The organism is Aestuariivirga sp., assembly GCF_044239095.1.
In the GTDB taxonomy this organism is placed as follows: domain Bacteria; phylum Pseudomonadota; class Alphaproteobacteria; order Rhizobiales; family Aestuariivirgaceae; genus Aestuariivirga.
In genome coordinates this window covers 1-26619 of record NZ_JBIICB010000024.1, presented here as the reverse complement: position 1 = coordinate 26619, position 26619 = coordinate 1, and the positions used below count along the sequence as shown (strand labels likewise).

Below are 26619 nucleotides of genomic sequence, written 5' to 3'. Positions count from 1 at the left end.
GCATTCACCCCCAAAAAGAATGGTCGAGCGCGGCGCGGATTCGGGCGGGTGCCGAGGCTTTTTCAGGATCGATCAGCACCAGCGGAATGGCGATGCCGAGGATCTCCATGCGCGCCTGCGCCAGGTCTGGCAGGCGCTCGATCTCGGCAGCCGGCGTCAGCCGCACCGCAAGCCGAAGTGCGGCATTGGCCTGCGGCGCAATATCGACGATGCCGATGCCGCGGATTTCCAGCTTGCCTGCAAGCGCCTGCGGGGCAGAGGCGATCAGCCTGCCGTCTGCCCGGCGGATCGCCACCTGGTCATCCGCCACCAGCCGTGCACTGCGCGCCACCCCGGAGAGGCCCATGCCGGCGGCATCGATCAGGCGCAGCGCCAGGTCGGACTTGCCGGATCCGGGTGCGCCGAGCAGCAGCACACCGTCATCGCCCAAGGCAAGGCAGGTCCCGTGGATGAGCGCTTCCTCATGCATTGGTTGCCGCCGGAATGCGCACCAAGAAGCGTGCGCCGAGCACGGGCTTCTCGCCGTCCTCACCCGCCTTGCCGTAGCGGTTCTCGGCCCAGATGCGGCCGCGGTGGGCATCCACGATCTGCTTGGAGATCGACAGGCCGAGACCGGAGTTGGAGCCGAAGCTTCCCTCCGGCCGGTCGGTGTAGAAGCGCTCGAAGACACGTTCCAGATTGTCGGGGCTGATGCCGGGGCCGCAATCATCGACGCGGAACTCGACATCGGCGCCGATACGGCGCACGCGCACCGCCAGCTTGGTGCCTGGCCTGGTGAAGGAGCGTGCATTGTCGATGAGGTTGCGCACCACCTGGCCCAGGCGCGAGTCATGCCCCATCACCCCATAGGCCCGGGCGCGGTCCATGCCAGGCGGCGGCATGGCGACCTCGAAGGTGACTTCGGCCTGCTCCTCCTTGCGGGTATCGTTGGCGTAGCTCACGATCGATTCGAGGAGCTTGGACAGGTCGAAGGCCTGCGCCTCGCCGCGCGCCAATTCGGCATCGAGCCGTGAGGCATCTGAGATGTCGGTGATGAGGCGGTCGAGGCGCTTCACGTCATGCTTCACGATGTCGATCAGCCGTTCGCGCTGCTCCGGCGTCTTGGCATAGGCGAGCGTCTCGACAGCGCTGCGCAACGAGGTGAGCGGATTCTTCAGCTCGTGGCTCACATCCGCTGCGAAGGCCTCGATGGCGGCGATGCGGTTGTAAAGGGCATTGGTCATGTCGCGGACAGCGCCCGAGAGATCGCCGATCTCGTCGCCGCGTGAGGAGAAGTCGGGGATCTCGACGCGCTTGTTGATGCCGCGGCGCACCCGCTCGGCGGCGGCCGCAAGCTTTCGAAGCGGCAGCGCGATGGTCGAGGCGAGGAGCGTGGAGAGCAACACGGTGACCAGCGCCACGAAGCCGAATGTCATCAGCACCACCTGGCGCTCGGCGCGCAGCACGCCGTCGATCTCGCCGCCGGTGGTTGAGAGCACGAGTGCGCCCAGCACGGCGCGGAAGCGCTGTACCGGCACGGCGACGAGCACGATGATCTGGCCGCGGTCGTTGAGGCGGACGAGACTGACCTTGGCGCCGTTCAGCGCGGCGGCGACCTCCGGGAAATCGCGGCCGTTATCGAGGCTGTATTCGATCTGCTTGGGATAATCGTAGCTGAAGGTCCAGGTCACCAGCCTGTTCCACAGCGCCAGCGGGGTGAAGCCCTGCGCAGGCTGATCGAGCGGCGGCAGGTCGGATTGCACGATGTCGCCGCGCGAATAGAGAAAACGGCTGTCGACGATGAGGTTGCCGTCCTTGTCGATGATGCGGGCCCTGACCGTGGTGTTTACCAGCAGCCGCTTCAGCACCGGTCCCGCGGTTTCAGGATCGACCGGAAAATCGAGGCCCTGGGTCTGATCGTCATAGTTCAGAACCTCCTCATTGCTGTCAGCCAGCGAATCGGGATCGATGACGATCGAGCCGGTGTCGACTGTGGCCGAGCCCGCCACGGCCGCGGCGATGATCTGCGCCTGCGTGGTGAGGCTCTGCACCCGCGCATCGATCAGCCCCTGGCGGAACTGGTTGAAGTAGAGGATGCCGGCCACCAGAATGATGAGGCCGAGCAGGTTCAGAAGCACGATGCGCGTGGTCAGGCGCTGCGGCGCCAGCCTGCGGATCCAGCCGATTGTTGCGGGCGCAGTGTCGCGCTCCGCCGCCTCAGCCGGGTCTTCGGCATCGGCACGGTCGGTGGGCTCGGGAGGCGTCACCCTGTCAAGCATCGGGGAACTGGGCCGTCACGGCCCTCCTATTGCTCCTTGAAGCGGTAGCCCACGCCGTAGAGCGTTTCAATGCCGTCAAAGTCGGGATCGACCGCGTTGAACTTCTTGCGCAGCCGCTTGATGTGGCTGTCGATCGTGCGGTCGTCGACATAGACCTGGTCGTCATAGGCCGCGTCCATCAGCGCATCGCGGCTTTTGACGATGCCGGGGCGCTGGGCGAGCGACTGGAGGATCAGGAATTCCGTGACTGTCAGCGTCACCGGCTTGCCATCCCAGGTGCAGGAATGGCGATCAGGATCCATCGCGAGCTTGCCGCGTTCGATGACCTTCGCGGCCTCCTGCGGGGTCTGGGTCACGTCGCGGTTGACGGCGCGGCGCATCACGGCCCTGACGCGCTCGACGAGGAGCCGCTGCGAGAACGGCTTCTTGATGAAGTCGTCAGCCCCCATCTTGAGGCCGAAGAGCTCGTCGATCTCGTCGTCCTTGGAGGTGAGGAAGATGACCGGCAGATCCGACTTCTGGCGGATGCGGCGCAGCAGTTCCATGCCGTCCATGCGCGGCATCTTGATATCGAAGATGGCCATGTCCGGCGGATTGTCCTGCAGGCCCTGGAGTGCCGCGGCGCCGTCGTTATATTTCTGGACGCTGTAGCCCTCGTTCTCGAGCGCCATGCCCACGGATGTCAGAATGTTGCGGTCATCGTCGACCAGGGCGATCGTCGGCATCTTCTTGTTCATCCTTCAACTGTGTCCTTGCTTTGGCACTAGGGGCGGAACTGGAGCAAAATGTGGCATAGATGATAAGTGCTTGCCTGCACAATTGCGAGGTGTGAACATGAATGAACGGAGAAGTTTCAGTGCCGGGGAGGCCCGCAACCTCCTGCGGAGGGCGCGAACGGCGACGCTCGCCACGCTCAATGCCGATGATGGCATTCCCTATGCCTCGCTGGTGAATGTGGCGACGGATGTGCAGGGAATGCCCCTGCTGCTGATTTCCACCCTCGCCTGGCACACCAGGAACCTGGCGGCCGACGCCAGGGCAAGCCTCATGGTCGCCGAGGTGCCGGCATCCGGCGATGCGCTGACGGGCCCGCGGGTGAGCGTGATGGGCCGTTTCGTGAAGTCGGGGGACGCAGCGCTCCGCCGCCGTTATCTGGCCCGCCACCCGGCAGCGGAACTCTACGCCGGCTTCGCCGACTTCGCCTTCTGGCGCATGGAGCCGGAACGGGCCCATGCGGTTGCGGGCTTTGGCCGGATCGAAACCATTCCGGCGGATGAGATGTTTCCCTCAGCCGATGAGATGTCAGCGCTGGAGGAGGGCGCCATCGCGCATATGAACGAGGACCATGAGGATGCCATCCAGCGCTATGCCGCCCGGCTTCTGGGCGCCAGCCCCGGCGGCTGGAAAATCGCTGGAATCGATACGGACGGCGCCGATCTGCGCCGGGGTGAGGAGGTCCTGCGCCTGCCGTTCTCCACGCCCGTCTACAGTGCGGGGGCACTGCGCAAGCTCCTGGCTGACCTGGGCAAGCAGACCGAAGGTTAGGCTTTGCATTCAGAAAATGATGTACGATACCGCACAAGAATGAGGTGAAATCAGCATTATAATCATTTTTTCCTTGCAGGACCTGAATTCCGGTCTCTAGAGTTGTGCATCCAACCTCAGGAGAACCCGATGGACACAGCGACCGAGGCCCTCCTCCGTGCCGAACTGACCGCCCTTGGCCTGACCTGGGCGGGCAAGCTTTCGTGGAACGCCCCAGCGCCCGTGCTCTACCAGGAGGCGGTGGCGAGGGGTGAGGGGCTGGTGGCGGAGGGCGGCGGCCTTGCCGTCACCACTGGCCAGCACACCGGCCGCAGCCCCAACGACAAGTTCATCGTGCGCGACGCCACAACCGAGCACACGATCTGGTGGGACAACAACAGGTCCATGGGCCGGGACGCCTTCGAGACCCTGCGCAAGGACTTCATGGCCCATGCCAGGCTGAAGGCTCTCCATGTTCAGGATCTGTCAGGCGGGGCCGATCCCGCCCATCGGCTGCCGACCCGCGTCATCACCGAATTCGCCTGGCATGCCCTCTTCATCCAGCACCTGCTGATCGTGCCGGAGGACCGCACGGGCTTCGCGCCCCGGCTCACAATTGTCAATCTCCCCTCCTTCAGGGCGGATCCCGCCCGCCACGGCACGCGCAGCGAGACCGTGATCGCCATCGACCTCGCGAACGGCCTCGTGCTCATTGGCGGCACGCACTATGCGGGCGAAATGAAGAAGGCGGTGTTCACCGTGCTGAACTACCTCCTGCCCGCGCATGGCGTGATGCCCATGCACTGCGCGGCCAATATGGGCCCCAGGGGCGACAGCGCCGTGTTCTTCGGCCTTTCGGGCACCGGCAAGACCACGCTGTCCGCCGACCCCTCGCGCATGCTGATCGGCGACGATGAGCATGGCTGGTCGGAAAGCGGCCTCTTCAACTTCGAGGGTGGCTGCTACGCCAAGGTCATCAAGCTCTCGAAGGAGGCCGAGCCGCAGATTCATGCCACGACGGAGATGTGGGGCACAGTGCTCGAGAACGTGACGATCGACCCGCAGACCAGGAGGCTCGACCTCAACGACGGGTCGCTCACCGAGAACACGCGCGCCGCCTATCCGCTGTCCGCCATCGCCAATGCCAGCCGGACCGGCATGGCGCCGATCCCCCGTACCATCGTGATGCTGACGGCCGACGCCTTCGGCGTGCTGCCGCCCATCGCGAAGCTCACCCCGGCGCAGGCGATGTATCACTTTCTTTCCGGATACACCGCAAAGGTCGCGGGCACCGAGCGCGGCGTCACGGAGCCGCAGGCCACCTTCTCCACCTGCTTCGGCGCTCCCTTCATTCCACGCGCGCCCGGCGTCTATGGCAAGTTGCTGCGCGCGCTCATTGCCAGGCATGGTGTGTCCTGCTGGCTGGTGAACACCGGCTGGACGGGCGGCGCCTATGGCGAGGGCCATCGCATGCCGATCCAGGTGACGCGCACACTCCTCAACGCGGCCCTCGAAGGCCAGCTCGACAACGTGCCAATGCGCACTGACCGGCATTTCGGCTTCGCCGTGCCCCAGCGCGTCGAGCGGGTCGACAGCAAGATCCTCGACCCGCGTGAGACCTGGGCTGAGAAGGCCGCCCATGACGCCATGGCCCGCAAGCTCGTCGGCATGTTCGTGACGAACTTCACGAAGTTCGACGCCATGGTGGAAGCCGATGTGCGGGCTGCAAGCCCCACGGCCCAGATCGCCGCAGAGTAGGAAACAGGGGCTTGCGCCGGAGGCGGGCCGGGCTCATGGAAGCCCGGCACCCCGTCCGGATCTCCTGTGAACACCCTTTTCGACGCCTTCAGCATACCGACGCTTCTCCTCACCATTCTGGTTGCCGGGGTGGCCGGGCTGGCGCGCGGATTCTCCGGTTTCGGCGCCGCGCTGATCTTCATGCCAGCGGCAAGCGCCCTGGTCACACCGGCGCTTGCTGCACCCGTGCTGCTGGTGGCTGATGGCATCCTGTCGCTGGGCTTTCTCCCGCGGGCCTGGAAGCTGGCGCGCCGGACGGATGTGGCCCTCATGGCTGCGGGTGCTGCCGCGGGCGTGCCGCTTGGCACCTTCGTCCTCAACCATGCAGACCCGCTGGTTCTGCGCTGGATCATCGCGGGGCTTGCCTTCGCCATGCTGGTGCTGCTCGCATCGGGCTGGCGCTATCACGGCGAGCCGCGGCCGGGGGTGACCGCGCTGGTGGGCGGCGTCTCGGGGCTGTTCGGCGGCCTGGCGCAGCTGAGTGGACCGCCGGTTGTCGCCTACTGGCTCTCCGGCAGGCAGGCGCATGACACCATGCGCGCGAGCATTATCCTGTTCTTCGCCGCAACAACCGTCTTCGCCTTCGTGAGCTATCTCGCGGCCGGGCTGATCACGGCGCAGAGCCTGTGGCTCGCGGCCGCCGTGGCGCCGGCCTATGCGGCCGGACTCTTCCTCGGCGCCCGCGCCTTCGGCCTCGCAAGCCCGGAAAGCTTCCGCCGGCTCTCCCTGCTGCTGATCGCTATCTCAGTCACGACCAGCCTGCCGGTCTGGCGTTAGAGCATGATCCGCAAAAGTGGAAACCACTTTTGCGATAAGATCATGCTCAAGCTATTGATCTTGCGCGAGTTCTTTTCGACCAGGTGATTCCACCTGGTCGGAACGCGCGCTGGAGCGGCGGGCGACAAAATGAGATCTATCCGCCACTCTTCCCGTGTCTAGAGGCTGGTGAAGCCGAAAGAGGCGCTCGGAAGGTCCAGATAGTGCTTGAGCTCCGGGTCCAGCTTCATGAGAGAGATGGAGAAGCCCGCCATCTCTTGCGAGGTGAGATAGGAGCCGACGAAGCTCCGGTGCACCGTGATGCCTTCCGCTGCAAGGATCTGCCGCACGCGGCGGTTCACGATCAGGAGCTCGAACATTGTCGAGGCGCCGAGATTGTTGATGAGAAGTGCTACCTCGTCGCCCCGCGCATAGGGAAGATCGCGCAGGATCGCCGCCATCATCTGGTTGGCGATGTCGTCGGCGGTCGACAGCATCTGGCGCTTCACACCTTTCTCGCCATGCGCTCCCATGCCGATCTCGATCTCGTCATCGCCGAGCTCGAAGGTGGGCTTGCCCGACTCGGGCAGCGAACCCGGTGACACGGCAACGCCCATGGAGCGGGTGTTGGCTTCCGCCCTGGCGGTGACGCGCGCCACGGCCTCGAGGCCGGCCAGTTCCGCAGCGGCGCCGCCCGCCACCTTGATCACGAACACATCGCCCGCGATGCCGCGCCGCTCGTCGCGGTTGCCGGGGCTTCCGACGGCTACGTCGTCGCAGACGCGGATGGTGCGGGTCTCGATTCCCTCCGCGGCAAGCATTTCAGCCGCCATGTCGAAGTTCATGTTGTCACCGGAATAGTTGCCGTAGACGAAGACCACGCCCCGGCCGCGGTGGATGGCGCGCGCCGCCGCGCAGATGGTCTGTGGCGAGGGCGAGGTGAAGACCTCGCCGCAGGCCGCGCCGTCGGCCAGATTGTGCCCGAGGAAGCCGCCGAAGATCGGCTCATGCCCGCTGCCGCCGCCGACGAGCAGCGCCACCTTGTTTTCCGGCATGTCCTTCAGGAACAGGGCCCCGTGCCCTTCCACGCGCCCGACGCGGCCATCATAGGCCAGCACCAGGCCCTCCATCATTTCCTCCGTCGCCCGCCGCGGGTCGTTGAGGATCTTCTTTGGTTTCTTCATTCCGCTCCCCTCGCGATGTTCCTCCCGCTTATCATGCAGGCCGTGCCGCTTGAAGCCCGCTCGCGCGCGTTTCGGCCAGGTGGACTCACAGGTCGACAAGAACGCGCGCAAGATCAATTGCTTGAGCAGGACCTTATCGCAAAAGTGGTTTCCAGTTTCGTGCGCGATGCTCTAATCCTTGCTGCCATGATGCATGCAGGGATTCGCCGGCAGCGCCTGGCCTGGTCCGGCCGGGTCCGGCTCGGGGGTTTTCCGGGGGCGATTTGAGTGGAACAGGACTTCAAGGGTTGGATCGGCCGCAGTGTCACGCGGGAGGATGTGGTAACGCGCCGCCTGCTTGCCGAATACCGCGCAAGCCTGTCGCCCTACCTGCACGAGACGAGCGAGTATGTCTGCCCGCCGGGCTTTCATTTCTGCCTGGCGCCGGCCTTTACCGCGCCCAAGGACATTGGCCCTGATGGCGCTGAGCGCAAGGGGCTGTTCCTGCCGCCTATCGCCCTGCCGCGGCGCATGTGGGCGGGGGGATCAATCGAGACCCTGCGCCCGCTGCGCCTGAACGAAAACATCCGCCGCACCTCGCGCATCGCTGACATCCGCTACAAGCACGGCGGTTCGGGTGAGCTTTGCCTCGTCTCGATCCTGCACGAGATCGAGGGCGAGGATAGCCTCGCCATCCGCGAGCGCCAGGATCTCGTCTTCCGTGAGGCGGCCGCCGCCCAGGCGCCGCTTCCTGGCTCCAGCGAGGACCTGCTGGGAGCGGACATGACGGTGGATGCCTCGTCCCTCTTCCTGTTCCGCTTTTCCGCCGTTACCTTCAACGGCCACCGCATCCACTATGACCTCGCCCATGCCATGGAGGAGGGCTATCCGAACCTGCTGGTGCACGGGCCGTTGCAGGCCACGCTCATGCTCAACCTGGCCGCCCGGCACATGGGCGGAACGCCCCGGAATTTCCTCTACCGCTGCCTGCTGCCACTCTATGGCGGGAGCCGCTTCGGCATCAGTTTCGAAGCCGACGGCGCCAAAACCCGCATCATCCGGACGGACGGCTTCACAGCGGCGGAAGGCCAAGCTCGCGTTCAAGGAACAGGCTGAGCATCACCGTCTTCGCATCGCAGATGCGGCCATCCTTCACCATGCCGCGCATGTCGTCGAAGGTCATTTCAAGCACCTCGATGTCCTCGCCCTCATGGGCGTGCCCGCCGCCCTCGCTGATCCTTGCCTCATGGCTGTAATCCGCGAGGAACAGTACGATCCGCTCCGTCACGCAGCCCGGTGTCGCGTAGGTGGTCGCCATGTGGCGGAGACCGGAAATGCTGAAGCCCAGTTCTTCCTCAGCCTCGCGCCTGGCGCAGGCAGCAGGGCTGTCGCCGTCGAGCAGGCCCGCGCAGGCCTCGATGACGAAGCCGTCCCCGCCCTCCGCGAGATGAGCCGGCAGGCGGAACTGCCTGACCAGCAGGACCGTGCCGCGCCGCGCATCATAAGGGAGCACGCCCGCGCCGTGGCCATGGTCGTGGACCTCGCGCATCAGCGTCTCCTCCGTGCCGTCCTGGCGCGTGTAGCGAACAGTGTAGCGGTCGAGCTTCACCCAGTTATGCGAAAGAGGCTCTACCTTCTCGATCCTTACACGACGCGTCATTCCGTTCGCTCCTGCTTCACTGCCGTGAGAATGGCCCTGGCACGCGCGCTTGCGCCAAGGTCTTCGACCGGCACGTCCACCCGCCGGCGCCAGTTGGGCCATTCGCGGTCTGTGCCCGGAACGTTGAGGGGGTCGGCCTCGCCGCTCAGGTCGTCAGCCTGCACCATCATGATCTGCGAGGGTGTTTGCGCCACGAGGCGGTGGACGGCGGCGCTGGCTGAGATCTCGTCGTCCCCGCCTGCATTGGCAGCTGTGTCGAGCAGGCCCGCCTCCGCGGCGCGCGCGGCCAGCCGTGCGGGAACATCCGCTGCCGCCACCTGGCCGATCGCCTGGGCAATCCCGATATCGCGCCCGGCGCGCCATCCGGTGAAGGTCGGAAGATCATGCGAGGCGAGGCAGGCCAGTGCGCGTGCCGGGTAGCTTGCCGGTGGCTTGAAGCCCGGCCCCTCTCGCTCGAACCACAGCACGCGGTAGGAGAAAATGTTTGCCGCGGTCAGACTTTCCCGAAGCCCGTCCGGAACGGTGCCGAGGTCCTCGCCCACGACGAGGCAGCGGTGCCTTTGGCTCTCGAGGGCCGTCACCGCGATCAGGGCATCGAGGGGAAAGCGCACATAGGCACCGTCACGTCCTTCGGCGCCTTCGGGCACCCAGAACTGGCGGGCAAAGCCCAGCACGTGGTCGATGCGGAGTGCGGCCGCATGGCGCATGTTGGCGGCGATGACGCGGCGCATCGGCTCCATCGCCTCGCGGGCCAGGGCAAGCGGAGAGAATGGCGGCAGGTTCCATACCTGGCCTGAAGCCGAGAACGGATCCGGCGGAGCGCCGATCGAGACGCCCGTGGCGAATGCCGCGGGCTGCCCGTCGATCTCGCCGCCGTCGAAGGCGCAGCCCAGCGCCAGGTCATGATAGAGATTGCCGTGCCGCGCGGCCTCCGCAAGCTGGGCCTGGGCCAGCCATTGCAGGAAGGCGCGGTAGGCGATGCGGTCTGCCGTCACGGCCTCGCCCATCCGACGGGCCTCGAAGCGGCCGTGGGCCGCCAGCGCTTCGCCGCCCTCGCGGCGGAAGGCGTCGAACCCGGGGCTGCCGGTGAATTCGGCGAAGGCCCGCTCCAGCACGCGGGATTTCGCCGCCCAAACGGCGGGATAGTCGACAAGCGGCAGCCGGTCGAGGCTTTCCAAGGTGGCGCGGTTTTCGGCGGCAAGGCGCGCTGTCTCCGGCAGCGCCAGATCATCGAGAAGCCGCGCGATGCTGATGTAGAGCGGATCGATGTAATGCCGGTCGGAGGGCTGGTAGGGGCTGGCACGGCTCCGGTCGGAGGGAAAAAGGTGGTGCAACGGGTTGAGCCCCGCATAGCGCCCGCCGGTGCCGGCGCTCAGCCCGGCAAACCTGCTCAACGTCTCGAAGTCGCCGATGCCCTCGCTGCCCCGGTGGCGCAGCGCATAGAGGTGGGAGGCAAGCCCGAAGACCCGCCGCCCCGCCGCGATGTCCTCCGGCAGGTAACAGCGGCCGGGGCTGACGAGAACATCGCGCAGCTGAACCCCCTCGCTGGAGATCCGGTAGCGCCCCGGCTCCAGCCGCGCCGTTGCGGCAACGCCCGGCGGAACCTCAAGTGCGCGCGCGCCGCCCGCGCTGCCCTCGATGATGATCAGCCGGCGGTGTTCCGCTGGTTCCAGAAGCCTGATGTCTTCGCCCGCCCCGGCGACGAGCGGGCCGGGCGCTGAGAGCCGCGCGAGGGAGCGGCATAGGTCCTCCTCGTCCGCGAAGGCGAGCCCCATGGCCGCAAGCAGGGCCCGCTGCGTCTCCACGCTCACGCGGTGATGGGTGCCGTCGACCTCCCACCAGTCCCGCTCGATCCCGGCACGGGCGGCGAGTTCGGCAATGTCGTCATCGGCAACGCCCGCCGTCTTCAGCCGCTCCTCCGCATGGACGGAGACGCTGGCAGACGGACTGTCCTCACCCTGCGCGCTGCAGAACAGCCGGACCCAGCGGTGCCCCTCCCGGTGCGGCAGGGGTGCGGAGGCCGATGCGCCGCGGTTGAAGACGATGGCAAGCCGCTTCCTGCCGTCCGCGAGGATCAGGCCAAGCAAGGGCGCGGAAGGCACGTTCCATTGCATGGGTCCGCCGCCGGCGCCGAACCATTCCGCATCGGGAAAGTGGCTGTCCTCCGGCGCTTCGCCAGTGAGAAACCTGTCTGGGAAAAAGCCTGCAAGCGCACGGCGCAGCTGGGCCAGCGCTGCGGTGAAGCCGAGCAGCCGCTCGTCAGCCTTCACCCAGTCGAGCCAGGTGGTCTCGTTGTCCTGGGCATAGGCATTGTTGTTGCCGACCTGCGTGCGGCCGAACTCGTCGCCCGCGGTGAGCATCGGCGTGCCGCGGGAGAGGAACAGCGTGGCCAGCAGCGCCCGGATGTCTCCACCAGGCCAGACCGGCTCATGGGAATTGCCGTCGCGATTGTCCTCGCCATTGGCATGGTTGTTCTTGGTGGTGAAGGTCACCGCATCGCGCAGCGTGAAGCCGTCATGCGCGGCGAGGAAATTGACGCTCGCCGAAGGCTTGCGGCGGCTTGCCCCGAAGATGTCGGAGGAGCCCGCAATCCGCGTGGCGAAGGCGCCCGCGGCGCCGGGCTCACCACGCCAGAAGCGGCGCACCTCGTCGCGGTAGCGGTCGTTCCATTCCAGCCAGCGCGCCGGAAACTGGCCGAGGCGGTAGCCGCCCGGCCCCACGTCCCAGGGTTCCGCGATCATGATCAGGCGGGAGAGAAGCGGATCCTGCTCGATGGCTGCGAGCAGCGGCGCGCCGGCACTGAAGCCCGATGCCGTGCGGCCCATCACCGCCGCGAGGTCGAAGCGGAAGCCGTCGATGCCGGTGCGGCTCACCCAGCTGCGCATCGCGTCCATGGCGAGTTGCACCACATGCGGCTCGTCCAGCGCAAGGGTGTTGCCGCAGCCCGTGTCGTTCACCAGCACTGCGCCCGCATGGCGGTAGTAGAGCATATGGTCGAGGCCGCGCAGCGAGAGCGTTGTGCCCTGCGCATCGCTCTCGCCCGTGTGGTTGAGCACGATGTCGAGGATCACCCTTATTCCGGCCTCGTGCAGTGCCGCAACGGCGGCACGGATCTCGGGCAATCCGCCCGGCGCCAGCCGCGGATCCGGCGCCATGAGGCTCACGGGATTATAGCCCCAGCCGTTTGACAGCCCGAGCGCCGGCAGGTGACGCTCGTCGATCCAGGCGGCAAGCGGCATGAGTTCGACGGTATCGACTCCTAACCGCTGCAGATGCGCGATGACGGCGGGTTCGGCAAGGGCGGCTACCGTGCCGCGCTTCTCCGGCGGAACGGCGGGGTGAAGCCGGGTGAAGGCCTTGACGGGAATCTCGTAGATGAAACGTGGCCGGGCGGGCGGCAGCGGGGCGGCATCGGCGGCGGCATGGCCCGCGATGGCCTTCGGCACGAGCGCGGATGTTTCAGCACCGTAACGCATGAGATCGGGGTGATGTGCGAAGGCGGATGTGATGCGGGTTGCAAAGGGGTCGAGCAGCAGCTTCGCGGGGTCGAAGCGGTGTCCCTCTGCGGGCGCCCACGGCCCCTCGGCGCGCAGCCCATAGTGCATGCCCTCCTTCAGCCCGGGCACGAAACCGAAATGCACATCGCCCAGCCGCGAGGCCAGCGGATGGCGCGCCATCTCCGTCCCGCCCTCGAAGAGCGAGACGAGGACGCGCGTGGCATGGCGCGAGACCACGGCCACATGGGCACCGTCTGTGGTGAGCGTGACGCCGGGCGGAAAGGGCAGCGCGTTCAGGTGATCACCGTCGGCGCGGCGCGGCCCGTGTAGCGCTCAATCTGCGCCAGAGAACGCGACAGCGCGATCAGGGACGCCAGTGCCTCCTGCGTGCCGGTGGCGTGTCGGCTCGCATCGGGTTCATAGCGCTCGATATAGACGCGCAGTGTGGCGCCCGATGTTCCGGTGCCGGACAGGCGGTAGACGATGCGCGCGCCATCCTCGAACATCAGGCGGATGCCCTGCCCCGTGCTGCGCGATCCGTCCACCGGGTCGTCATAGGCAAAGTCATCGGCGGCAGTGATGCCGTGCTGGCCGGTGAGCGCGGAAAGGCTGCCACGCAGCGCGTCCATGAGCTGGCCCGCGGCTGCCGCGTCGACTTCTTCGTAGTCGTGGCGGGAATAATAGTTGCGGCCATATTCGCGCCAGTGGGCGGTCACGATCCCGGCCACGCCCTGGCGGCGGCGGGCGAGGATGTTGAGCCACATCAGGACGGCCCATAGCCCGTCCTTTTCGCGCACGTGGCTGGAGCCGGTGCCGAAGCTCTCCTCGCCGCAGATCGTGGCCTTGCCGGCATCGAGCAGGTTGCCGAAGAACTTCCAGCCGGTGGGTGTTTCGAAGCAGGCAATGCCGAGTTTCTCCGCCACCCGGTCCGCCGCCGTGCTCGTCGGCATGGAGCGCGCGATACCCGCAAGCCCGCTTGCATAGCCAGGGCAGAGCGTTGCATTGGCGGCAAGGATGGCGAGCGAATCCGAGGGCGTTACATACATGCCGCGCCCGATGATGAGGTTGCGGTCGCCATCGCCGTCCGATGCCGCGCCGAAGTCAGGTCCGCCCGGCGGCATCACGATGTCGACGAGTTCCCTGGCATGGACGAGGTTGGGATCGGGGTGGTGCCCGCCGAAATCGGGAAGCGGCGTTCCGTTCATCACCGTACCCTCGGGCAAGCCCAGCATCTCCTCGAGGATGCGGCGCGCATAGGGCCCGGTGATGGCCCCCATCGCGTCGAACTTCATGGTGAAGCCGGAGCGGATCAGATCGCGGATCGCATCGAAGTCGAAAAGCGATTGCATCAGCGCGGCATAGTCGGCGACAGGGTCGATGACCTCAACCGTCATGTTGCCGGCCTTCGTCTCGCCGGTGCGGCTCAGGTCGATGTCCGGCGTGTCGATGATGGAGTACTGCGTGATTGACCGTGTCCGGGCAAAGATCGTGTCGGTGAGCTTCTCGGGTGCTGGCCCGCCATTGGCGGCATTGTACTTGATGCCGAAATCGCCGTCGGGCCCGCCTGGATTATGGCTGGCCGAGAGGATGATGCCGCCGAAGGCGCGGTACTTGCGGATCAGGTGCGAGGCTGCAGGTGTTGACAGCAGCCCGCCGCGCCCCACCATCACGCGGCCGAAGCCATTGGCCGCCGCCATGCGGATCGCCGTCTGGATGACCTGCGGATTGTAGAAGCGGCCGTCGCCGCCGATCACCAGCGTCTGGCCTGCGAAGCCTTCCAGCGCATCGAAGACGGACTGGATGAAGTTCTCGGCATAGTGCGGCTGGCTGAAGACCGTCACCTTCTTGCGCAGGCCGGAGGTGCCGGGCTTCTGGCCGTCGAAGGGTGTGGTGGCGATGGTGCGGATCATGGCGATGGCTCAAGCCTTCAGGAGATTGCGGTAGAGCTGGACATAGGCGGCTGCGCTGCCCGACCAGGACACGTCGGAGGCCATGGCGCGCTTCTGCATACCGCGCCACAGGGACGGATCTGCGTAGCACTCCGCGGCGCGGCCCAGCGCATGCGCCAGCGTTTCCTGGTCGACGGGCGAGAACTGGAAGCCGGTGGCCACGCCCGCCTTGATGGCCGCGTCATTGGCGTCGATCACCGTGTCGTTGAGGCCGCCGGTGCGCGCCACGACCGGCAGGCAGCCATAGCGCAGCCCGTAGAGCTGCGTGAGCCCGCAGGGTTCGAAGCGCGACGGCACGAGGATGGTGTCGCAGCCCGCCTGGATGAGGTGCGACAGGCCCTCGTCATAGCCAAGTACGGCGCCGATGCGGCCGGGGTGGCGCTGGGCGGCGGCGAGGATCGCCTTCTCGATGTCGGCTTCCCCGGTGCCGACGAGCGCCAGCCTTGCGCCGCCCGCCACCATCGCGTCGAGGCACTGGGCAAAGATGTCCATGCCCTTCTGCCAGGTCAGGCGGCTGACCACGCCATGCAGGATGCCGTCGCCTGGGGTGAGCTGGAAGCGTTGTTCGACGGCGCGCTTGTTGGCGGCACGCCTGTCGAGCGTCTTTGCGCCATAGGTCTGTGGAACATGCGGGTCACGCGCTGGATCCCACACCGCCTCGTCGATGCCGTTGACGATTCCCGTCAGCACGTCCCGCCGCGCGCGGAGCAGCCCGTCGAGGCCCATGCCGAATTCCGGCGTGCAGATTTCCTGGGCATAGCTGGGGCTCACCGTCGTGATCCGGTCTGCCGTGGCGAGCCCTCCCTTGAGGAAGCCGACATTGCCGTAGTACTCGAGGCCGTCGATGGCGAAGGCCTGGGCTGGCAGTCCCAGCGTGCCGAAGATCGAGGCCGGGAACTGGCCCTGGAAGGCAATGTTGTGCACCGTCATCACGGTTTTTGCCGGCTTCGGCCCGCCGGCGAACTTCACATAGACAGGGGCGAGTGCGGTCTGCCAGTCATGGCAGTGGAGAATGCCGGCGCCGTCCTCTCCGGCCTTGCCGCAGGCCAGCTCCGCTGCCGCCTTCGAAAGGGCGGCGAAGCGGCGCGCATTGTCCGGCCAGTCCTTGCCGTCGGGTCCGAGATAGATGCTGCCCGCGCGGTCGTAGAGATGGGGCGCATCGACGGCGATGATGTCGAGACCCCGGGCGCGGCCCTTGAGAAGCCGCGCCTTGCCGCCGAAGAGATCGGCATAGCCATGCACCACGGCATGATCCTCGAGCGCCGCCATCACGGCGGGGTAGCCCGGAACGACAGTGACGACGCCCACGCCGTGGCCTGCGAGCGCGCCGGGAAGCGCTCCTGTCACGTCGGCGAGGCCGCCGGTCTTCGCCAGCGGGAAGATCTCTGATGCGGCGGCGAAAATCCTCATGCGGACAGGCGGTCGATCATCGGCTGGGTGATGAGGCAGATGCCAGACGGCGTGCGGCGGAACCGCTTGGCGTCGAGCTCCGGATCTTCGCCGACGACGAGGCCTTCGGGAATCACCACGCTGGTGTCGATCACGACCTTTTTCAGCCGCGCATTGCGGTGGATGTGCACGGAGGGCAGCACAACCGATTCTTCCAGCGCCGAGAAGGAATTGACGCGCACATTGGGCGACAGGATGGTGCGCTTGATCGAGGCGCCCGACACGATGCAGCCGCCCGAGACGAGGGAGGCAACGGCCGAGCCCCGGCGGCCTTCGAGGTCATGCACGAACTTGGCGGGCGGTGTCACTTCCGAATAGGTCCAGATCGGCCAGTTCTGGTCATAGAGGTCGAGGGCGGGAAGGGTTTCGGTGAGGTCGATGTTGGCTTCCCAATAGGCATCGACGGTTCCGACATCGCGCCAATAGGCTTCCGTTTCGTATTCCGAGCGCACGCAGCTCGCGGTGAAACGGTGGGCCACCGCCTTGCCGTTGCTGACGAGCCAGGGGATGATGTCCTTGCCGAAATCGCGGCTGGAATTGGGGTCGGCGGCATCGCGGCGCAGATGCTCGGCGAGTTTCGCCATCTCGAAGACATAGATGCCCATGGAGGCCAGCGCCATGTCCGGGTTGCCGGGAATGCCGGGCGGGTTCTTGGGCTTTTCGACGAAGGCGGTGATGCGGTCCTGCTCGTCCACCGCCATCACGCCGAAGCCTGTTGCCTCCATGCGCGGCACCTCGAGGCAGCCGATCGTCACATCGGCGCCGGAGTTGACGTGCTGCTGCAGCATCAGCTCATAGTCCATCTTGTAGATGTGGTCGCCCGCCAGCACGACCATGTATTGCGGCCCGTAGCTCAGGATGATGTCGAGGTTCTGGTAGACCGCGTCGGCGGTGCCCGCATACCACTGGTCCTCAGAGACGCGCTGCGAGGCGGGCAGGATGTCGAAGCTCTCGTTGCGCTCCGGCCGGAAGAAGTTCCAGCCGCGCTGCATGTGGCGGATCAGGCTGTGCGCTTTGTATTGAGTCGCTACACCGATGCGGCGGATGCCGGAGTTCAGCGCGTTGGACAGCGCGAAGTCGATGATGCGGGACTTGCAGCCGAAGGGCACCGCGGGCTTGGCGCGCCGGTCGGTCAGTTCCATCAGGCGGCTGCCGCGCCCTCCGGCCAGCACATAGGCCATGGCATCGCGCGCCAGCGGTCCGGTCCTGCGGTGTTCGGCCATGCGGTTCTCCCTGTTCGTCCCGTCTCTAGCTATCCAGCATGAAATACAAGGTTGCGAGCGGTGGCAAGGTCACCTTCGTATGGGCGGGCTTGCCATGTGAAGATTCGGGCACGGCCACCACCGCGCCCATGTTGCCGAGCCCGCTGCCGCCATACTCACCGGCATCGGTGTTGAGGATTTCCCGCCAGCGGCCCGCCGCAGGCAGCGGCAGCACATAGCCATGGCGCGGCACGGGCGTGAAGTTGCTGACGACCACCACCATGGGGCCGCCGGTGCCCGAATGGCGCGCCCAGGCATAGACCGAGTTCTCCCGGTCATCCGCCACCAGCCATTCAAAGCCGTCAGGCTCGCAGTCGCGGGCGTGGAGGGCGGGGGTGTCGCGGTAGCAACGGTTGAGCTCCCGCACCAGTGCCTGCACGCCCCGGTGCGGGGCCTCGTCGAGGAGATGCCAGTCGAGGCCGCGCGCCTCCGACCATTCGCCCCATGGGGCAAGCTCCTGGCCCATGAACAGCAGCTTCTTGCCGGGATAGCCCCACATGAAGGCGTAATAGGCCCTGAGTGTCGCGAATTTCTGCCAGCCGTCTCCCGCCATCTTGTTGAGGAGCGAGCCCTTGCCGTGCACCACCTCGTCATGTGACAGCGGCAGCACGAAATTCTCCGTGAAGGCGTAGAGCAGGCCGAAGGTCAGGTCATTGTGGTGGTGCTTGCGGTGGATGGGCTCACGTTTGAGATAATTCAGCGTGTCGTGCATGAAGCCCATGTTCCACTTGAAGCCGAAGCCCAGCCCGCCGGTGGAGGTTGGTTGCGAGACGCCGGGAAAGGCGGTGGATTCCTCGGCGATGGTCACGATGCCCGGGTTCTGGCCATAGGCCTCGTGGTTCACCCGCTGGAGGAAGGCGATCGCCTCGAGGTTCTCGCGGCCGCCATGCTCATTGGGGATCCACTCGCCTTCCTTGCGCGAGTAGTCGAGATAGAGCATCGAGGCCACCGCATCGACGCGCAACCCGTCCACATGGTAGCGCTCGAGCCAGAACAGCGCGTTGTTGAGCAGGAAGCTCGCAACCTCGCGCCTGCCGAAATTGTAGATCGCGGTGTTCCAGTCCGGATGATAGCCCTGGCGGGGGTCGGCGTGCTCGTAGAGTGCGGTGCCGTCGAACATCGCCAGCCCATGCTCATCGGTCGGGAAATGGGCTGGAACCCAGTCGAGGATCACCCCGATCCCCGCCTGGTGCGCGCGGTCGATGAAGCGCGCGAAGCCTCTGGGATCGCCGAATCGCGAGGTCGGCGCGAAAAGCCCCGTTGGCTGGTAGCCCCATGACGGGTCGAAGGGATGCTCGCTGACGGGCAGCAGCTCGATATGGGTGAAGCCCATCTCCGCCACATAGGGGATCAGCCTATCCGCCAGTTCGCCATAGCTCAGGAAACCGCCGTCATCACGCCGCCGCCAGGAGCCGAGGTGCACCTCATAGACGGACATCGGCAGGCGGCGCGCATCACGGCGTTTCCTGTCCGCAAGATAGGCGTCATCGGTCCATGCGAAGTCATCCGTTCGGGCCACCCTCGAGGCGGTCTTCGGCCGCATCTCGGCAGCAAAGGCCATCGGGTCGCCCTTCAGCGGCAAGCACCGTCCGGCGGCGTCCAGCAGCTCATATTTGTAGCACTGACCCTCTGCAGCGCCGGGAATGAAGATCTCCCACACGCCCGTGTCGCGGCGCTTCCTCATCACATGGCGGCGGCCGTCCCAGCCGTTGAAGTCGCCCACTACGGACACGCGGGAGGCATTGGGAGCCCACACGGCAAAATGCACGCCCGCGTGGCCTTCATGGCGCATCGGGTGGGCGCCCAGCCTGTCATGGAGGCGGAGATGGTTGCCTTCGCCGATATAATAGTCGTCGAGCGGCCCCAGCACGGGGCCCAGCAGATAGGCATCCTCAACCGTCCATTCGCCACCGGCGTTGCTGGCGCGGTAGACGAGCGGTTGCCGGTCCTTCACCGGAACGGGGCCCTCGAAGAATCCGGCACTGTGGCGCAGGTCCAGCCGGCACAGCTTCCCGCCGTCCTCTGCGAAGACCTCCAGTTCCGCTGCACCCGGCACGAAGGCGCGCGCCACCCAGAGCCTGCCGGTGTGATGAAGGCCCAGCACCGCGAAGGGATCGCCGTGGTGGCCCAAGACAATGGCCTCGATCTCGGCGGCGCTGGTCTTCCAGTCGGGATCGGCCATCTCGCGAATCAACTCCTAGGCAACAGGAACGTTCCAGATCTCCCGGGCATATTCGCGGATGGTGCGGTCGGAAGAAAACCAGCCCATGCTCACCGTATTGAGGATTGTCTTGTGCGTCCAGTCTTCCGTCTGCCGCCAGATGTCCGCCACCTGGCGCTGGGCCGTGGCAAAGGCATCGAAATCGGCCGCCACCATGAACCAGTCGCTATTGTAGAGGGAGTCGATGATCGGCCTGTAGCGGCCGGCATCATCGGGCGAGAACACGCCAGAGGCCAGCTGGGCCAGCACGTCGCGCAAGTGGGGCGAGGCCTCGATCGTGGCGCGGGCGTCATGGCCCATGCGCCGCTTGCGCTCCACGTCCTCGGCCGTGAGCCCGAAGATCACGATGTTGTCGCGGCCCACATGCTCCATGATCTCGACATTGGCCCCGTCCAGCGTGCCGATGGTGAGCGCACCGTTCAGCGCGAACTTCATGTTGCCGGTGCCGGAGGCCTCCATGCCCGCCGTCGAGATCTGCTCGGAGAGGTCGGCGGCCGGTACGATCACTTCCGCCAGGCTCACATTGTAGTTGGGAATGAACACCACCTTCAGCAGCCCGCGGATGGCAGGATCACCATTCACCACCTGCGCCACGTCGTTGATGAGCTTGATGATGAGCTTGGCCTGCGCGTAGCTGGGCGCGGCCTTGCCGGCGAAGATCTTGACGCGGGGCGCCCAGGGCTTGTCCGGGTGGGCGCGCATCGCGTTGTAGAGGGCGATCGTCTCCAGGATGTTCATGAGCTGGCGCTTGTATTCGTGAATGCGCTTCACCTGGACGTCGAACATGGCGGCAGGATCGACCCTGATCCCCATCCGCGCGGCAATCAGGTTGGCAAGCTCGTCCTTGTTGTGCCGCTTGATGGCGGAAAAGCGCTGGCGGAAGCCCGCATCAGTGGCGAAGCGCCTGGCCTCCACAAGCCGCTCCGCATCGTCGAGCACCGACTGGCCGATGCTCTCGTCAAGAAGGGCGGCAAGCTGCGGGTTGGCGCCCAGCAGCCAGCGCCGCGGCGTGATGCCGTTGGTCTTGTTGTTGATGCGGCCGGGGTAGAGCGTGTTGAGATCGCGGAATACGCTCTGCTTCATCAGCGAGGTGTGGAGTGCGGACACGCCGTTGATCGAGTGCGAGCCCGCATAGGCGAGCTGGCCCATGCGCACGCGCCGCCCATTGTGCTCGTCGATGAGCGAGACGGAGGCGAGGAATTCGGCCGTGCAGTCCGGCCGCTTCTGCGCATCGGCGATGAGGCGCGCGTTGATCTGGTAGATGATCTGCATGTGGCGCGGCAGCACGTGCTCGAACAGGTGGACGGGCCAGCTTTCCAGCGCCTCCGGCAGCAGCGTGTGGTTGGTGTAGCCGATCGAGCCCCTGGTGATGTCCCAGGCCTCGTCCCAGTCGAAGCCGTGGTTGTCGACGAGAATGCGCATGAGCTCCGCCACGGCGATGGCCGGGTGCGTGTCGTTCAGCTGGATCGCCACCTTCTCCGCCAGCGAATGCACCTCGCCATATTGCTGCATGTGGCGGCGGATGATGTCTTGCAGCGAGGCGGAGGTGAAGAAATACTCCTGCCGGAGCCTAAGCTCCTGCCCGGCGGCGGTCGAGTCGGCGGGATAGAGCACGCGGGTGATGATCTCCGCCTTGTTGCTCTCGGCAAGGGCTGCCGCATAGTCGCCGCTGTTGAAGGCGTCGAGGCGGATCGGGTCCATGGCGCGTGCCGTCCACAGCCTCAGCGTATTGACCCGCTTGCCGCGCCAGCCGACGACCGGCGTGTCACAGGCGGAGGCCACCAGCTTTTCCGCGGGCTTCCACTTCCGCTGCTGGCGGTTGCCGGTCTCGATGCCCAAGACCACCTGGCCGCCGAAGCCGATCTCATAGGCCGCCTCACGCCGCCCGAACTCCCAGGGGTTGCCGTGCTCGAGCCAGTTTTCCGGCAGTTCCACCTGCCAGCCGTCCTTGATCTTCTGGCGGAACAGGCCGTGGTTATAGCGGATGCCGTAGCCGTAGGCGGGAATGCCGAGGCTCGCCATGCTCTCCATGAAGCAGGCGGCCAGGCGCCCCAGCCCGCCATTGCCCAGCGCCGCATCCGGCTCGAGGGCGGCAACAAGGTCGAAGTCGACATTGAGGTCCTGCAGTGCCTGGGTGAAGGCCCCGTTGAGTTCGAGGTTGTTCAGCGCGTCGCGCAGCAGCCTGCCGATCAGGAACTCGAGCGAGAGGTAATAGACGCGTTTGGCCTTGGCCTGGTAGGCGGCCCTGGTTGATTCCATCCAGCGGTCGATGATGCGGTCGCGCAGCGCCAGCACCGTGGCGTTGAGCCAGTCATGGCGCTTGGCGACGGCCGGGTCCTTGCCGATCGCATAGGTGAGCTTTTCCAGGATTTCGGCGCGGATCGTCTCGGGGTCGGAGGCGCGCGGGGCGGGCTTGTTCATGTCGGTTTCTTCTGGTCCATGACTGTGGGCGCCGCTCCATTGCGGGCGGAATGCTGAAGGCTTCAGGATAATTCACCCCGATTGCCGCAAACAAGGCATATCTGGCCTGCAGCCTTTGCCGTCAGGCCTGGCTGATCGACATGGTGGCGACGGCGCCGACGATCAGCGCCAGCCCGAACCACTGCCCGGGCGAGACCTTCTCCTTGAGGAAGATCATGGCGAGAATGACCGATATCGCCCCATAGGCCGAAATGCCGACACCCGCGAATTCCTTGCCGGGAAGGTGGCCGGAGGCATTGACGGCGATCACCCCCAGAACGTCCAGTCCGCCCATGATGAAGATGCCCTTCCAGTGGGCGCGGGTGAGTGGCGCATGCTTTCCCTCGCTCAGCATGAAGGGGAGGATGGTGACGAGCGCCGTCGCGCGCGACAGCCAGGTTGCCTCGCTTTCGCCCACCGTCACCGCGGCATGCTGCCCCAGAACGATGGACGAGGAATAGCCCAGCACCGCGATGGCCGCGAACAGCAGCAGCGTCGGCATCTTGCCGGGTTCGACCGCGTTGATGCCGCCATCCTCAGTGCCGGAGCGCGCCACGATGATGGCACCGATGAGTGTCGCTGCGACACAACCCCATTGAAGTGGTGTCGGGTCGAGACCATTGAACACGCCCCACAGCACCGCCAGCACCGGATAGCCCGCGGTAACCGGCCCGACGAGAGACACGGGGCCAAGGCTGAAGGCCTTGAACAGCCCGCCCACGCCGAAGCCATAGGCAAGGCCCAGTACGAAGCCCGACATCAGCTGCTCGCCGGAGGCATTCCAGATCGTGCCGAGATAGACGACATAGAGCGACAGCAGGACGCCGCCGGAGATCATGACCAGTGCTGCCATGCGGAAGGCGCCGATGCGGGCGGCCAGCGACCGCGCGATCAGGTCGTGAACCGACCAGCACAGGGCGGCGAAAACGCCGAACAGCACGGCAAGCATCTTGGCGGACATCCCTCCCCGGCTGGCACAGCGCCGCCGCAGGCTGAGTTTACAGCATGATTGCCAACCCGCCGGAACTGCAAAAGTGTCTTGGGCCGTCCTTCCCGCGGCTGACGTTTCCGGCGCAAAAAGCGGCCAACTGGGCTATGCTGCGGGCTGCAAGCCATGCTTGGAAGGGTTTCCATGTTTCTCTCTGTCTTCGAAATGTTCAAGATCGGCATCGGGCCGTCGAGCTCCCACACGGTGGGGCCGATGGTGGCCGCGCAGCGCTTTCTCGACACGGCAGCAGCAGAATCGCTGCCGCGCACCGGGCGCCTGACCGTGACGCTGCATGGCTCGCTCGCCTTCACCGGCAAGGGCCACGGCACGGACCGTGCGGTGATTCTGGGGCTTGCGGGCGAGAAGCCCCAGACCATGGATCCGGACCGGGTGGACGACGTGCTGCGCCAGATGGCCGAACGCGGCAGCGTGACGATTGCGGGCGCACATGCCGTGGCCTTCAACCCGGCGCGCGACGTCATCTTCGATTTCGGGCCGGCACTGAAGGGCCATGCCAACGGCATGGTGTTCCGCATCCTCGATGATGACAACAACACGCTGCTGTCGGAAACCTATTTTTCGATCGGCGGCGGCTTCGTGCAGACGGAAGCCGAGCGTACGGCCTCCGTCATGGCGGGCAAGGCGGAAAAACCGCCGGTGGGCGTGCCCTATCCCTTCAGCACCGCCGCCGAGATGCTGGATATGGGACGCCGCTCGGGCCTTTCCGTGGCGGAGATGAAGCGCGCCAATGAACGTATCACGCAAGGTGCGGAAGAGCTCGACGCCAATCTCGATCGAATCTGGGCCGCGATGCGCGACTGCATGAACCGTGGCCTGGTGATGACCGGCACGCTTCCGGGCGGCCTCAAGGTCAAGCGCCGTGCTGCCGAAATCCATGCCAAGCTGAAAGCCGAGCAGGGCAACAACGCCATCCAGCCGCACCAGCTCATGGACTGGCTCTCCGTCTATGCCATGGCGGTGAACGAGGAGAATGCGGCGGGCGGCAAGGTCGTGACCGCACCCACCAACGGCGCGGCGGGCGTCATTCCCGCCACCATCCGCTATTATCTCGACCATTGCCTGGGGGCCGACCAGAACGGCATCCGCTCCTTCCTGCTCGCTGCCGCGGCGATCGGCGGCCTGATCAAGCACAATGCCTCGATCTCGGGTGCCGAGGTCGGCTGCCAGGGCGAGGTGGGCTCCGCCTCCGCCATGGCTGCCGCGGGGCTGTGCGCAGCCCTTGGCGGCACCAACGAGCAGGTGGAAAATGCCGCCGAAATCGCGCTCGAGCATCATCTCGGCATGACCTGCGACCCTGTCGGCGGCCTCGTGCAGGTGCCCTGCATCGAGCGCAATGCGTTTGGCGCGGTAAAGGCGGTGACGGCGGCCTCGCTGGCGCTCCGCGGCGACGGCACGCATTTCGTGCCGCTCGACACCTGTGTGGAAACCATGCGCCAGACGGGCCTCGACATGAGTGAGCGCTACAAGGAAACGTCCACCGGCGGCCTTGCGGTCAACGTCGTGGAGTGCTGAACTTCCGGTTATGCCGCAGTTCCAAGCCCCGCTCCGCGATCACCTCTTCTGCCTTTTTGAGCTTCTCGACTTCGAAGGCCACACCAAGCTGCCCGGGTTCGAAGGCCTCTCGCGTGACGTGGTGGAGGCGGTGCTCGGGCAATCCGCCCGCTTCTGCGCGGACGTCGTCTATCCGCTGAACCGCAGCGCGGACGAGGAAGGCGTTCATTTCGACCGGGGCCGGGTGACGACGCCGCAGGGCTTCCGGCAAGCCTATGCCCGGCTCGTCGAGGGTGGCTGGCCCGCCCTCACCGCCGCGCCCGAGCATGGCGGCCAAGGCATGCCGCACATGGTGAACTTCCTGTTCGAGGAGATGCTGAACAGCGCGTGCCTGTCCTTCGGCCTGTTCCCTGGCCTGACGCGCGGCGCCTATGTTCTGCTGAACGATCACGGCAATGCTGAGCAGAAGGCGCTCCATGGCCCGAAGCTCGCCAGCGGCGAATGGTCGGGCTCCATGTGCCTCACCGAAGCCCATTGCGGAACCGACCTCGGGCTTCTCAAGACCCAGGCCGTGCCGCAGCCTGATGGCTCCTTCGCGCTCACCGGCACCAAGATCTTCATCTCGGCGGGCGAGCATGACCTCACCCCCAACATCATCTACTTCGTGCTGGCGCGCCTTCCCGATGCGCCCAAGGGTTCGAAAGGCATCAGCCTGTTCCTGGTGCCGAAGGTCCTCGTCAACCAGGATGGTTCCCTTGGCGCGCGCAACGCCATCTCCTGCGGCGCTGTCGAACAAAAGATGGGCATCCACGGTTGCCCGACCTGCGTCATGAACCTCGATGGCGCGCTGGGCTGGCTGGTGGGCGAAGCGCACCAGGGCCTGAAAGCCATGTTCTCCATGATGAACACCGAGCGCATTGCTGTGGGCATCCACGGCCTCGCCATCGCCGGGGCCTCCTACCAGAATGCCGTGGCCTATGCGCGTGAACGCGCCCAAGGCCGCGCCCCCTCGGGCCCGCGCGATGCCGGGAAGCCGGCAGATCCCATCATCGTCCACCCGGACGTGCGCCGCATGCTGCTGACACAAAGGGCGCTGACCGAAGGCTGCCGCATGCTGGCACTGTGGACGGCCCAGGCGCTGGATGTCTCTGAACGCCACCCCGATGCAGCCGTCCGCAAGCGCGCCGATGACGTGGTGGCGCTGATGACGCCGGTGGTGAAGGCCTTCCTCACCGATTGCGGGTCTGAGGTTGCCAATCTCGGCGTGCAGGTGCTGGGCGGCCACGGCTTCATCCGCGCCAATGGTCAGGAACAGCATGTGCGCGACGTGCGCATTACCCAGATCTACGAGGGCACCAACGGCATCCAGTCAATGGATCTTCTCGGCCGCAAGATCCTGCACCTCAACCTGTTCGGGAGCTTCTCGGGTCCGGTCACGGCATATGTCGAATCCCGCGAGGCAGACGACCGGCTTGCGGAGTTCATCGCGCCGCTTGCCGCCGCGCATGATCTTCTGGAAGATGCAACCCATGTCATCCGCGAGCGCGCGGCCGCACATCCGGAAGAGACGGGTGCCGCTGCCGTCGACTACATGCGCCTTTTCGCACTCACCTCCCTTGCCTATCTCTGGGCGCGCGCGGCGGAGGTGGCGGCGCCCAAGGGCAATGATGACTTCTACCGCGCCAAGCTGGCCACCGCCCGCTTCTTCATGCAGCGGATCCTGCCGGACACGGCTGCACTGCATGCAAAGATCGTGGCGGGCGCGTCATCGGTGATGGAGCTGGACGAGGCGATGTTCTGAGGCACCGTTCCCTTCTTCCCTTCTCCCGTCGGCACAGCCGATGGGAGAAGGTGGCCGACAGGCCGGATGAGGGCTCTTGCAGGCGGCAGGACTCGTTGAAAGAGGCCCTCATCCCCCCTTCGGGGACCTTCTCCCATCCTTCGGACGGGAGAAGGGAAGAAGACAAAACAGTCTGTTGATGCCGCGAACCTCAGTCCTTGGCGCGCTCGACACGATGTGTAGCAGCACGATGGCGAAGGCCTTGGGGTGAAGCTGTTCCCCTCTTCCCTTCTCCCGTCGGCACAGCCGATGGGAGAAGGTGGCCGACAGGCCGGATGAGGGC

General features: G+C 66.0%; 18 protein-coding genes. 6 read left to right on the top strand and 12 right to left on the bottom strand.

From position 1 onward, the window contains the following. Nucleotides 1–4: 4 nt before the first annotated feature. From ACILRA_RS04025 to ACILRA_RS04015, 3 genes are read right to left on the bottom strand one after another with little or no spacing between them, the layout of a single operon-like run. Entirely contained in the window at nucleotides 5–469 is a 465-nt protein-coding gene (locus ACILRA_RS04025) for an HPr kinase/phosphorylase (RefSeq protein WP_395660802.1), read from the bottom strand. Then, nucleotides 462–2258 (bottom strand): stimulus-sensing domain-containing protein, encoded by a 1797-nt coding sequence (locus ACILRA_RS04020; RefSeq protein WP_395660801.1) that lies wholly within the window; start codon nucleotides 2256–2258, stop codon nucleotides 462–464. The genes ACILRA_RS04025 and ACILRA_RS04020 overlap by 8 nt, the downstream gene beginning before the upstream one ends. 26 nt (nucleotides 2259–2284) lie before the next feature. Then, on the bottom strand, nucleotides 2285–2983 hold the full coding sequence (locus ACILRA_RS04015) for a response regulator transcription factor (RefSeq protein WP_395660804.1): 699 nt from the start codon (nucleotides 2981–2983) through the stop codon (nucleotides 2285–2287). A gap of 109 nt (nucleotides 2984–3092) precedes the next feature. Between ACILRA_RS04015 and ACILRA_RS04010 the strand changes: the two genes are divergently transcribed. The 3 genes from ACILRA_RS04010 to ACILRA_RS04000 all read left to right on the top strand — a co-directional run bounded on the left by ACILRA_RS04010 (nucleotide 3093) and on the right by ACILRA_RS04000 (nucleotide 6356). Then, complete coding sequence (locus ACILRA_RS04010; protein WP_395660800.1) at nucleotides 3093–3803, top strand: HugZ family protein; 711 nt, start codon at nucleotides 3093–3095, stop codon at nucleotides 3801–3803. 129 nt (nucleotides 3804–3932) lie between these two features. Beyond that, a complete protein-coding gene (locus tag ACILRA_RS04005; protein WP_395660799.1) occupies nucleotides 3933–5540 on the top strand; it encodes a phosphoenolpyruvate carboxykinase in 1608 nt (535 codons plus the stop codon). Nucleotides 5541–5606: 66 nt separating this feature from the next. Beyond that, nucleotides 5607–6356 (top strand): TSUP family transporter, encoded by a 750-nt coding sequence (locus tag ACILRA_RS04000; RefSeq protein ID WP_395660798.1) that lies wholly within the window; start codon nucleotides 5607–5609, stop codon nucleotides 6354–6356. 158 nt (nucleotides 6357–6514) lie between these two features. Here ACILRA_RS04000 and ACILRA_RS03995 read toward each other — a convergent pair whose 3' ends face one another. Further along, nucleotides 6515–7519, bottom strand: a complete 1005-nt coding sequence (locus ACILRA_RS03995) for a dihydroxyacetone kinase subunit DhaK (RefSeq protein ID WP_395660797.1) — start codon at nucleotides 7517–7519, stop codon at nucleotides 6515–6517. Nucleotides 7520–7786: 267 nt separating this feature from the next. Between ACILRA_RS03995 and ACILRA_RS03990 the strand changes: the two genes are divergently transcribed. Beyond that, nucleotides 7787–8614 carry a MaoC family dehydratase N-terminal domain-containing protein gene (locus ACILRA_RS03990; protein ID WP_395660796.1) on the top strand — a complete coding sequence of 276 codons (828 nt, stop codon included), beginning with the start codon at nucleotides 7787–7789 and terminating at the stop codon, nucleotides 8612–8614. On the opposite strand, the gene ACILRA_RS03985 is transcribed toward ACILRA_RS03990, so the two are convergent. The 8 genes from ACILRA_RS03985 to ACILRA_RS03950 all read right to left on the bottom strand — a co-directional run bounded on the left by ACILRA_RS03985 (nucleotide 8571) and on the right by ACILRA_RS03950 (nucleotide 22957). Next, on the bottom strand, nucleotides 8571–9158 hold the full coding sequence (locus ACILRA_RS03985) for an NUDIX domain-containing protein (protein ID WP_395660795.1): 588 nt from the start codon (nucleotides 9156–9158) through the stop codon (nucleotides 8571–8573). The two genes, ACILRA_RS03990 and ACILRA_RS03985, sit on opposite strands and share 44 nt — an antisense overlap. Then, nucleotides 9155–12943, bottom strand: a complete 3789-nt coding sequence (gene glgX / locus ACILRA_RS03980) for a glycogen debranching protein GlgX (protein WP_395660803.1) — start codon at nucleotides 12941–12943, stop codon at nucleotides 9155–9157. Before glgX ends, ACILRA_RS03985 begins: the two co-directional genes overlap by 4 nt. Before the next feature lie 5 nt (nucleotides 12944–12948). Further along, entirely contained in the window at nucleotides 12949–14565 is a 1617-nt protein-coding gene (locus tag ACILRA_RS03975; protein ID WP_395660794.1) for an alpha-D-glucose phosphate-specific phosphoglucomutase, read from the bottom strand. A 9-nt stretch (nucleotides 14566–14574) separates the two neighbouring features. After that, a complete protein-coding gene (gene glgA, locus ACILRA_RS03970; RefSeq protein WP_395660793.1) occupies nucleotides 14575–16014 on the bottom strand; it encodes a glycogen synthase GlgA in 1440 nt (479 codons plus the stop codon). Further along, complete coding sequence (glgC, locus tag ACILRA_RS03965; RefSeq protein WP_395660792.1) at nucleotides 16011–17276, bottom strand: glucose-1-phosphate adenylyltransferase; 1266 nt, start codon at nucleotides 17274–17276, stop codon at nucleotides 16011–16013. Before glgC ends, glgA begins: the two co-directional genes overlap by 4 nt. 25 nt (nucleotides 17277–17301) lie before the next feature. After that, nucleotides 17302–19497: a 1,4-alpha-glucan branching protein GlgB gene (glgB, locus tag ACILRA_RS03960; protein WP_395660791.1), complete on the bottom strand. Its 2196-nt coding sequence runs from the start codon at nucleotides 19495–19497 to the stop codon at nucleotides 17302–17304. Between the two features lie 15 nt (nucleotides 19498–19512). Next, complete coding sequence (locus ACILRA_RS03955; RefSeq protein ID WP_395660790.1) at nucleotides 19513–21957, bottom strand: glycogen/starch/alpha-glucan phosphorylase; 2445 nt, start codon at nucleotides 21955–21957, stop codon at nucleotides 19513–19515. Nucleotides 21958–22078: 121 nt separating this feature from the next. Beyond that, nucleotides 22079–22957 (bottom strand): DMT family transporter, encoded by an 879-nt coding sequence (locus ACILRA_RS03950; protein WP_395660789.1) that lies wholly within the window; start codon nucleotides 22955–22957, stop codon nucleotides 22079–22081. Nucleotides 22958–23128: 171 nt separating this feature from the next. Here ACILRA_RS03950 and ACILRA_RS03945 point away from each other — a divergent pair, with 171 nt between their 5' ends. Together ACILRA_RS03945 and ACILRA_RS03940 are read left to right on the top strand one after the other, a co-directional pair. Next, nucleotides 23129–24517, top strand: a complete 1389-nt coding sequence (locus tag ACILRA_RS03945; RefSeq protein WP_395660788.1) for an L-serine ammonia-lyase — start codon at nucleotides 23129–23131, stop codon at nucleotides 24515–24517. A 10-nt stretch (nucleotides 24518–24527) separates the two neighbouring features. Further along, on the top strand, nucleotides 24528–26297 hold the full coding sequence (locus ACILRA_RS03940) for an acyl-CoA dehydrogenase C-terminal domain-containing protein (protein ID WP_395660787.1): 1770 nt from the start codon (nucleotides 24528–24530) through the stop codon (nucleotides 26295–26297). The last annotated feature ends 322 nt before the right edge of the window (nucleotides 26298–26619 follow it).